The sequence below is a fragment of the Achromobacter sp. Bel genome (assembly GCF_012928505.1).
GTDB lineage: Bacteria > Pseudomonadota > Gammaproteobacteria > Burkholderiales > Burkholderiaceae_B > Achromobacter.
In genome coordinates, this window is the sequence record NZ_JABBJN010000102.1 from 1 (window position 1) to 8,554 (window position 8,554).

An 8,554-nucleotide genomic window follows, 5' to 3' on the forward strand; every position below is an offset into this window, starting at 1 on the left:
CGCCATGCCGGCCGCGCTGGCGGCGCCGGCTGCGCTGGCCGGCGCGACCATGGGCACCACCTGGTCGGCGCGCATGGCGCTGCCCGCCGGGTGCAGCGACCAGGCGGCGAGGCTGGCGGTCCAGGCCGCGCTGGACGAGGTCGTGGCCCAGATGAGCACGTGGGAAGCCGGCTCCGACATCAGCCTGTTCAATCAGGCAGGCGCTGGCTGGCGCGCCTTGCCCGACGCGTTCTTCCATGTATTGCGCCATGCGATGGCGCTGGCGCAAGACAGCGCCGGGGCCTATGACCCGACCGTGGGCCCGCTCGTGAACGCCTGGGGTTTCGGTCCCCATCAGCGCGCCTTTGAACCCCCCTCGCCTGCCGCCGTCGACGCGGCGCGGCTGCGCTGCGGCTGGCGGCGCGTGGCGCTGAATGCCGCAGCGCAGGCCGCCTATCAACCGGGCGGCGCGTATCTGGACTTGTCGTCCATCGCCAAGGGTTACGGCGTGGACCGCGCCGCGATGGCATTGGAGGCGCTGGGCATCACGCAATACCTGGTGGAAGTGGGCGGCGAACTGCGCGCACGCGGCAAGCGGCCCGACGGCCAGCCTTGGCGCGTGGCCGTCGAAGTGCCGGACGCCAGCGACGACCACGCGCTGGCCCTGCCGCTGGAAGACCGCAGCATCGCAACGTCAGGCGACTACCGGCGCCATGCCGGCAGCGGCGACGCGCGCTACGCCCACACCATCGACCCGCGTACCGGCCAGCCCGTGCGCAACAACGTGGCTTCGGTTTCCGTGCTGCACCCGGTCTGCATGCAGGCCGACGCCTTGGCTACCGTGCTGACGGTGCTGGGCGAAGCGGACGGCCTGGCCTATGCCCGCCGCCATGACCTGGCGGCCCTCTTCATCCTGCGCGACCCCGACGCCTATCGCGTCATCGCCACGCCGGCGTTCCAGGCGCTGGCGCTGCCTCGCTGACCCCATGAGCCTGACCCGGTTGATCGCTGCGGCATGCGTAGTGGGGCTTTGGCTGCTGCTTTGCCTATGGGCATGGCGGCGCGCCCGGCGGCTGGAAACCGTGCACGCGCAGGCCCTGCAAGCCTTGAACGCACCCACGCCCGAAGACACATTGCTGGTCGCCTACGCGACCCAGACCGGCTACGCCGAGACGCTGGCCGCGCAGACGGCCGAATCCCTGCGCGCCGGCGGACTGACGGTTCGCGTAGCGGCGCTTGACCAGCTGGACCTCGCGCGCCTGGCCACCTATCGCCGCGTCCTGTTCGTGGCCAGCACCTATGGCGAAGGCGACCCGCCCGACGCCGCCGCGGCCTTCGCCGGCCAGATGCAGGCCTCGCCAACGTCCACCGACGCGGCCCCGGCGCTGGCCGGCATGCAATACGCCGTACTGGCGCTGGGCGACAGCGAATACGCCCAGTTCTGCGGCTTCGGCCACCGGCTTGACGACTGGCTGCACGCGCAAGGCGCGACGCCGCTGTTCGATCTGGTGGAAGTAGACAACGGCGACCCGGCGGCGCTGCGCCATTGGCAGCATCACCTGGGCCTGCTGGCCGGCCGCAGCGACCTGCCTGACTGGCAAGCGCCGGTCTACGACACCTGGCGCCTGGCGGACCGCCGCCTGATGAATCCCGACAGCCAGGGCGGCCCTTGTTATCTGCTGACGTTGACACCGCCCGCCGACGGCATGCCGCCCTGGATGGCCGGCGATATCGCCGAGATCGGCCCCCGGCAAGCACGCGGCGGCCCGGTGCAGGCACACCGCGAATACTCCATCGCCTCCCTGCCGGAAGATGGCGCCATCCAGCTGCTGGTGCGGCAGATGCGCGACGCCGACGGCGGATTGGGCCTGGGCAGCGGTTGGCTGACCCACATCGCCCAAGCCGGCGACGGGATCGAGCTGCGCGTGCGCGCCAACCGCAATTTCCATGCACCCGACGACGGACGCCCGATGATCCTGGTGGGCAACGGCACCGGGCTGGCCGGCCTGCGAGCCCTCATCAAGGCTCGCCGCGCTGCCGGCCACCGGCGCAACTGGCTGATCTTCGGCGAGCGCAACGCCGCGCATGACCGCTTCTGTCACGAGGACATTGCGGCCTGGCGGCAGGACGGCACGCTGGAACGCCTGGACGCCGTCTACTCGCGCGACCAGCCCCAGCGCCGGTACGTGCAGCATGTGCTGCGCGAACAGGCCGACGCGGTGCGGTCCTGGGTGGACGCCGGCGCCGCCATCTATGTCTGCGGCAGCCTGCAAGGCATGGCAAGCGGCGTGGATGCCGCCTTGCAGGACATTCTGGGCGACGACCGCCTGCAAGCCATGCAGCACGGCGGCCGTTACCGCCGCGACGTCTACTGACAGCCCTTACTGCAGCTTGATCTGCGCGCGGTCGATCACCGTCTTCCAGCGGTCGCGTTCGCTTCGGATCTGCTCGGCGAATTCCGCCGGCGTGTTGCCCAGCGGGAACGCGCCCGTCTCTTCCATCTTCGCCGCGGTCGCCGGATCGCGCACGGCTTGGGCAAACGCCTGGGCCAGCTTGTCGCGCACATCGGCCGGCATCCCGGCCGGCCCCACCACGCCGTACCAGGCCGTGACGTCGTAGTCCTTGTAGCCTTGCTCTGCGAACGTCGGCACGTCGGGAAGGCGCGGGTTGCGCTCGGTGCCCGTGATGGCCAGCGCATGCAGATGCTTGCTTTTCAGGTAGGGCAGCGACGACGGGAAATTGTCGAAGATCACGGGAACGACGCCGCCCACGGTGTCGGTCAACGCGGGCGCCGAACCTCGGTACGAGATGCTGTTCATCTTGCCGCCGATGATCTGCAGGAACCAGATCATGCCCAGGTCGTTCACGCCGCCCGCGCCGGCGTTGGCGTAGCCGTCCTTGTTCGGATTGGCCCGCACGTGCGCCACGAAGTCGGCCAGCGTCTGCGCGGGGAACTTCGGGTTCACGCTCAGGATGTTGGGGCTGGTGACCAGGTTGCTGATGGGCGTGAAATCCTTCACCGGGTCGTAAGCCAGGTTGGGGAACAGGTGCGGCGCGGTGCCGTGCGTGCTGACCGTGGCCAGGCCTACGGTGTAGCCGTCCGGCTTGGCGCGGGCCGTGGCGACCATGCCGATGGTGCCCGACGCGCCGGTGCGGTTTTCCACCACGATCTGCTGGCCCAGGATCTCGCCCGCTTTCGCCGCCGCCACGCGGCCGACGATATCGGTGGGACCGCCGGCCGGGAACGGCACGATCAGGGTGATGGGATGGTCGGGAAAGGCGGCGTGGGCCGCGGGCAGCACGGCGGCCAGCAGCAGGGCCGTACAAGTCTTGCGCATCATCATGATGGGGTTGTCTCCTGAAGGATGGTTGCTGTTGTTATTCGGTATCTTGGCCGCCTGCGGCGGGTTCCCGGCGCAATATCTTTCCGGGCCGCGCCGCGCCGTCCGCCGCCGGAAACACCGGATGGCCGTTGACCAGCACGTGTTCGACGCCGGCGGACGCCAACGTGGGGGATTCCCACGTGGCGCGATCCACCACCGTGTCCGCATCGAATACCGTGATGTCCGCCCATGCCCCCTCGCTGAGCTGGCCACGCCCGGCCAGGCCGAACACGCGCGCCGGCAGCGACGTCATCTTGGCCACCGCGGCTTCCAGCGTCAGCAGCTCGGCCTCGCGCACATAGCGGCCCAGCACGCGCGTGAAGCTGCCCCACAGGCGCGGATGCGGATGGGCGTCATTGGGCAGGCCGTCCGAGCCCACCATGCAGCATTCATGCTGGAAGATGCGCCGCACTTCGGCCTCGTCCATCGCGAAGTAGATGGCGCCCGCCGGGCACAGTCTTTGCGCGGCGGTCGTCTTATCGCAGCCCCACCGCGCCGCGATGTCGGCTAGCGATTCGCCGCTGCATTCGGGATGCGGCGTGGACCACGTGATGCGAATATCGTCGATGCTCTCGGCGCGCTCCGGGATCAGGATGGTGGAGCTGCCCGGGTAGGGATAGATGTCCAGCGCTACGTCCACGCCTTCGGCGCGCGCGCGGTCGATGTTGGCCAGCGTGGCGCGGCTTTTGCCCCAATTGCGCGGCATCATGCACTTGTGGTGCGACAGCACGGTGGCGCAGCCCGTATGGCGGCCGACGGCCAACACTTCGTCCACGGCGGCTTCGACCTCGTCGCCTTCATTGCGAATATGGCTGGTATGCAGCGCGCCGTGGGCAGCCGCCACGCGGGCCAGCCCCTCCAGTTCGGCGGATTCCGCCATGCCGCCCGGCTGGTACGCCAGGCCCGTGCTGAAGCCCACCGCGCCGGCGGCAAGCGCTTGCGCCAGCATCCGCTGCATGGCGGCCTGCTCGTCTGGCGTGGGAGCCGCCGCCGGGTCGCGCATGGCGGCCAGGCGCAAGTTCGCATGGCCGACCAGCGCCGCCACATTGATCATCGGGCGCTGCACGCGCACTTCGTCGAAATAGGCCTGCATGTCCGTGAACAGCGGCGTTTCGCCCAGCAGGGCCAGGGCCGCAGCCGTGTTGCCCGGCAACGGCGCCGGGGCGCCGCTGACGCCGCAATTGCCCACCACGACGGACGTGATGCCCTGGCTGGTCTTCCATTCCAAGCCCGGCTTTTCGACGAACATCAGGTCGTCGTGGCCATGCACATCGATGAAGCCCGGCGCCACGATCTTGCCCCGGGCGTCCAGCCGGCGGGCAGCGGCCACGCCGGACAAGTCGCCAATGGTCGCGATGCGTTCGCCCGCCACGCCCACGTCGGCGCGCCGCCGGGGTGCGCCCAGGCCGTCGATGACCCATCCCCCTTCAATGATCAGATCCAATGTTTCGTGCCGCATGAGTGTCCTGCGTGGAGAAAGGCCCCTGGGCCTGTTGAGGCCAAAAGGAGCCTCGCATAGTCCCTAGTATCGTTCGCGTGATCAATCTGGAAAAATTGTTTTTATTGATCCATCTATCGTCATTTGCAATGAATCGCCTACCCAAGCATGTCACCCTGAAGCACTTGACCGCCTTTGTCGCGGTGGCGCAGGAATCCAGTTTCACCCATGCCGCCAAGCGCCTGTTCCAGACACAATCGTCAGTCACCAGCCTGGTGCGCCAACTGGAGGATGCGCTGGCCACCCAGCTGTTTGCGCGCACCAGCCGACGCGTGCTGCTGACCGCGGCCGGCGAAGAGTTCCTGCCCCGCGTGATGCGGCTGTTGGCGGATTTCGACGGCGTGATCGAAGACGTGGTGCGCTATGGGGCGCTTGAGCGCGGGCGCGTCGGCGTCGCGGCCGCGCCGTCGGCCATCACGCAGATCATCGCGCCCGCCGCGGCCGGCTTTTCCGCCCAATATCCCGCCGTGCGCCTATACCTGAGCGACGACAATTCCGGCCGCATCCAGCGCAAGGTCGCCACGCGCGAGGTGGACTTCGGACTGACCAGCCGCTGGGCCGACGCGCCGGGGTTGCGCTTCGACCCCGTGCTGGAAGACCGGTTCGGCGTGTTGTACCGTGCCGACGACGACAGCCTGCGGCCGGGGCGCGACGGCACCCTGCGCTGGTCGGACCTGGCGCGACGCAAGCTGGTGGGGGTGGTGGACGAAACGGGGATCATGGCGCTGCTGCGCGCCCGTGCGGACTTGCCCATCGAGGCGGGCGCGCCGTTCTATGAAGCATCCAGCACCACGTCGCAGGCCGCCTTGGTAAAAGCCGGGCTGGGCGTGGCGCTGCTGCCGGCGCTGGCCGCCGAACGCGTGCTGGAGCCGGGGCTGACCTACGCGCTGCTGGCGCGGCCGACCGTCGTACGCACGGTCTGCATCATCCGGCACAAGGAGTATCCGTCGAGCCCCGCCGCGCAGGCGCTGATCCGCGCCATCCACGACTATCTGCGCGATGCGCCGCTGCCGGCCGGCTGCAAGCGCGTGCCGGCAGGAAAGAAAGCGGCGCCCTAGCCGGCGCGCAGTTTCACGTCCAGCGCCGCCAGGCCCGTCGCGAACACGCCCTGCCCCACAGCCTTCGCCACGTCGGCAAGCGGCGCCCCTTCCACGCGGAAGTCGGCCCACCATTCGACCAGCGTGTGGCCGCTTTCCGTAATGGGGCGCAGGGACACGCCCGCCACGTAGTCGCGCATCGGCAGGTCGGTCTCGATGATGGAATAGCGCAGCGCCGTGCCGGGATCGTCCAGCATCAGCAGCTGTTCGCGCACGAAGCCCGAAGGCGCCAGCGTCAGATGCCGCACGCTGCCCACCGCGTCGTGGCGGCCACCGGCTTCCAGCCGGCTTTGCGCCACGCCGGGATGCCAGCCGGCCAGGCCGTCAAAGTCGCGGAACAGCGGCCAGACTTTATCCAGCGGCGCATGGATGATGGCACTGATGTGGACGGTATGCGGCATGAGACCCTCTTAGAAAGTCAGGTTTTTGAACTCGCGCGTGGCAGCGGTCAGCGCTTGTTCGGTGGGCAGGCGCTCCATCGAGCTGGCGCCGTAGAAACCATGGCAATGCTTGCAGGCACGCAGCACATGCGCGGCGTCCTCCGGCGTGGCGATGGGCCCGCCGTGACACAGCACGATGATATCCGGACGCACCGCCAGCGCAGCGGCGGCGATGCGGTCGATCGCAGCCACGCAATCGTCCAGCGTCTGCGACGTCTCGGCGCCGATCGCGCCCCCCGTCGTCAGACCCATGTGCGCGACAATGATGTCCGCGCCCGCCTTCGTCATCGCCACCGCGTCGTCTTCATTGAAGACATAGGGCGTGGTCAGCATGCCCTTCTGGTGCGCCAGCCGGATCATGTCCACTTCCAGCGCGTAGCCCATGCCGGTCTCTTCCAGATTGGCGCGGAAGGTGCCGTCGATCAGGCCCACGGTCGGGAAGTTCTGCACGCCGGAAAAGCCTTGGCGCTTCAGGTCGTCCAGGAACACGTCGAAGTCGCAGAACGGGTCGGTGCCGTTCACGCCGGCCAGCACCGGTGTCTGCTTCACCACGGGCAGCACTTCGCGGCCCATGTCGACGACGATCTCGTTGGCGTTGCCGTAGGCCAGCAGGCCCGCCAGCGAGCCCCGGCCCGCCATGCGGTAGCGCCCCGAGTTATAGATCACGATCAGGTCGATGCCGCCCGCCTCTTCGCACTTGGCCGACAGGCCCGTGCCCGCGCCGCCGCCCACGATGGGCGTGCGTGCGCGCACCATGGCGCGAAACTTGTCCAGCAGGTCGTTACGGTCGAAACGGGGCATGAGGGCAATCCTTAATGGGTAGCAATTTCAAGAAAGTGGTCGACCGCCGTCTTGGCGAACAGCGGATCGTTGATATGGCAGGGCACGCGCACCAGCCGGCGCTGCGGCGTCTGCACCAGCTTGGCCTCCAGCGCGGCGAACAGGGCCGCGTCGGCCTGGGGGTCCCAGAACGCCTGGCCCGGCGCGTCCAGCGCGGATACGCCGCCTTCGGGGATCAGGAAGCGCACCGGACCCTCGCATTGGTTCAGCTTGGCGGCGATCCACTCGCCTTGGGCGGTGTTCTCTTCGACGGTGGTGCGCATCAGCGTCACCTGCGGATTGTGCGGATAGAACTTGCGGCCCTGATAACGTTCGGGAATGGTATCCATCCCGCCGAAGTTCACCATGTCCAGCGCGCCGCAGGACCCCACATAGGGCGCACGGGTGCGGGCCACGGCGCCGAAGCGGTCTTCGGTGCAGGCCAGGACGCCGCCGAACAGGAAATCGCAGACTTCAGTAGTGGTCAGGTCCAGCACGCCGCTCAGCAAATGGCTGTCCAGCAGCTTTTCCATCGACTGGCCGCCCGTGCCCGTGGCGTGGAACACCAGGCAGTCGTAACGGGACTCCAGCAACGGCGTCACCTGCTGCACGCAGGCGGTGGTCACCCCGAACATCGTAATGCCCACGGCGGGCCGCCCATCGTCTTCGATGGCGACGCCCGCCTGGCGGAACGCGCCGCCGATCGCGCCGGCGGCATTGGCCAACACGCGACGGGAAATGCGGTTCAGCCCGGCCACGTCGGTCACCGAATACATCATGGCGATATCAGAGGGGCCGACGTAAGGCGCGACGTTGCCCGAGGCCATCGTCGACACCATCAGCTTGGGCGTGCCGATAGGCAGCGCGCGCATGGCCGGCGTGATCAACGCCGTGCCGCCCGACCCGCCCAGGCCCAGCAAGGCGCCGATGGCGCCGTTGCCCGCCGCATAGCGTTCAAAGGCCAGCGCCATGGCGGCGATCGCCGTGCCGCGGTCGCCGGTGAACACCGCCTGCGGGCCATCGGGATGGCTGCGGGCCACCTCCTGCGCCTGCACCTGCGCGGCGCTGGCGGCACCCGACGTGGACACGTCGACCGAGACCACGTCCAGGCCGTCGCGCTTGAGCAGATCCACCACGTATTCCGCTTCGTGGCCCTTGGTGTCGTAGGTGGCGGCGACAAACACCCGCCGGTTCGATTGCGTCATGGCTCCTCCGCGGGCGGCTACACTCGGTGCGCGCCTCGATATGTGAGGCCGCAAGGCCTGTAGAATCAAGAAATGAGACGAAAGAATCATACTGAGACACCTGTCTCACGTCAAACCTCCCACCCCGCCAAGC

At 68.6% G+C, this 8,554-nt stretch carries 8 protein-coding genes; 3 read left to right on the top strand and 5 right to left on the bottom strand.

The genetic code is table 11. The features are described 5' to 3' along the window. The first annotated feature begins 4 nt into the window (after positions 1 to 4). Together HG262_RS30230 and HG262_RS30235 are read left to right on the top strand one after the other, a co-directional pair. A complete protein-coding gene (locus tag HG262_RS30230; protein ID WP_169274512.1) occupies positions 5 to 961 on the top strand; it encodes an FAD:protein FMN transferase in 957 nt (318 codons plus the stop codon). A gap of 4 nt (positions 962 to 965) precedes the next feature. Further along, positions 966 to 2,354 (top strand): sulfite reductase subunit alpha, encoded by a 1,389-nt coding sequence (locus HG262_RS30235; RefSeq protein ID WP_169274506.1) that lies wholly within the window; start codon positions 966 to 968, stop codon positions 2,352 to 2,354. A 6-nt stretch (positions 2,355 to 2,360) separates the two neighbouring features. On the opposite strand, the gene HG262_RS30240 is transcribed toward HG262_RS30235, so the two are convergent. Continuing rightward, complete coding sequence (locus tag HG262_RS30240; protein ID WP_169274513.1) at positions 2,361 to 3,320, bottom strand: tripartite tricarboxylate transporter substrate binding protein BugE; 960 nt, start codon at positions 3,318 to 3,320, stop codon at positions 2,361 to 2,363. 37 nt (positions 3,321 to 3,357) lie between these two features. Further along, positions 3,358 to 4,821 (bottom strand): D-aminoacylase, encoded by a 1,464-nt coding sequence (locus HG262_RS30245; protein WP_169274507.1) that lies wholly within the window; start codon positions 4,819 to 4,821, stop codon positions 3,358 to 3,360. Positions 4,822 to 4,949: 128 nt separating this feature from the next. Between HG262_RS30245 and HG262_RS30250 the strand changes: the two genes are divergently transcribed. Next, entirely contained in the window at positions 4,950 to 5,918 is a 969-nt protein-coding gene (locus HG262_RS30250; protein WP_169274508.1) for a LysR family transcriptional regulator, read from the top strand. On the opposite strand, the gene HG262_RS30255 is transcribed toward HG262_RS30250, so the two are convergent. From HG262_RS30255 to HG262_RS30265, 3 genes are read right to left on the bottom strand one after another with little or no spacing between them, the layout of a single operon-like run. Next, positions 5,915 to 6,358 carry an SRPBCC family protein gene (locus tag HG262_RS30255; protein ID WP_169274509.1) on the bottom strand — a complete coding sequence of 148 codons (444 nt, stop codon included), beginning with the start codon at positions 6,356 to 6,358 and terminating at the stop codon, positions 5,915 to 5,917. The two genes, HG262_RS30250 and HG262_RS30255, sit on opposite strands and share 4 nt — an antisense overlap. Before the next feature lie 9 nt (positions 6,359 to 6,367). After that, a complete protein-coding gene (locus HG262_RS30260) occupies positions 6,368 to 7,198 on the bottom strand; it encodes a phosphoenolpyruvate hydrolase family protein (protein ID WP_169274510.1) in 831 nt (276 codons plus the stop codon). 11 nt (positions 7,199 to 7,209) lie between these two features. Continuing rightward, a complete protein-coding gene (locus HG262_RS30265) occupies positions 7,210 to 8,421 on the bottom strand; it encodes a Tm-1-like ATP-binding domain-containing protein (RefSeq protein ID WP_169274511.1) in 1,212 nt (403 codons plus the stop codon). Positions 8,422 to 8,554: the final 133 nt, after the last annotated feature.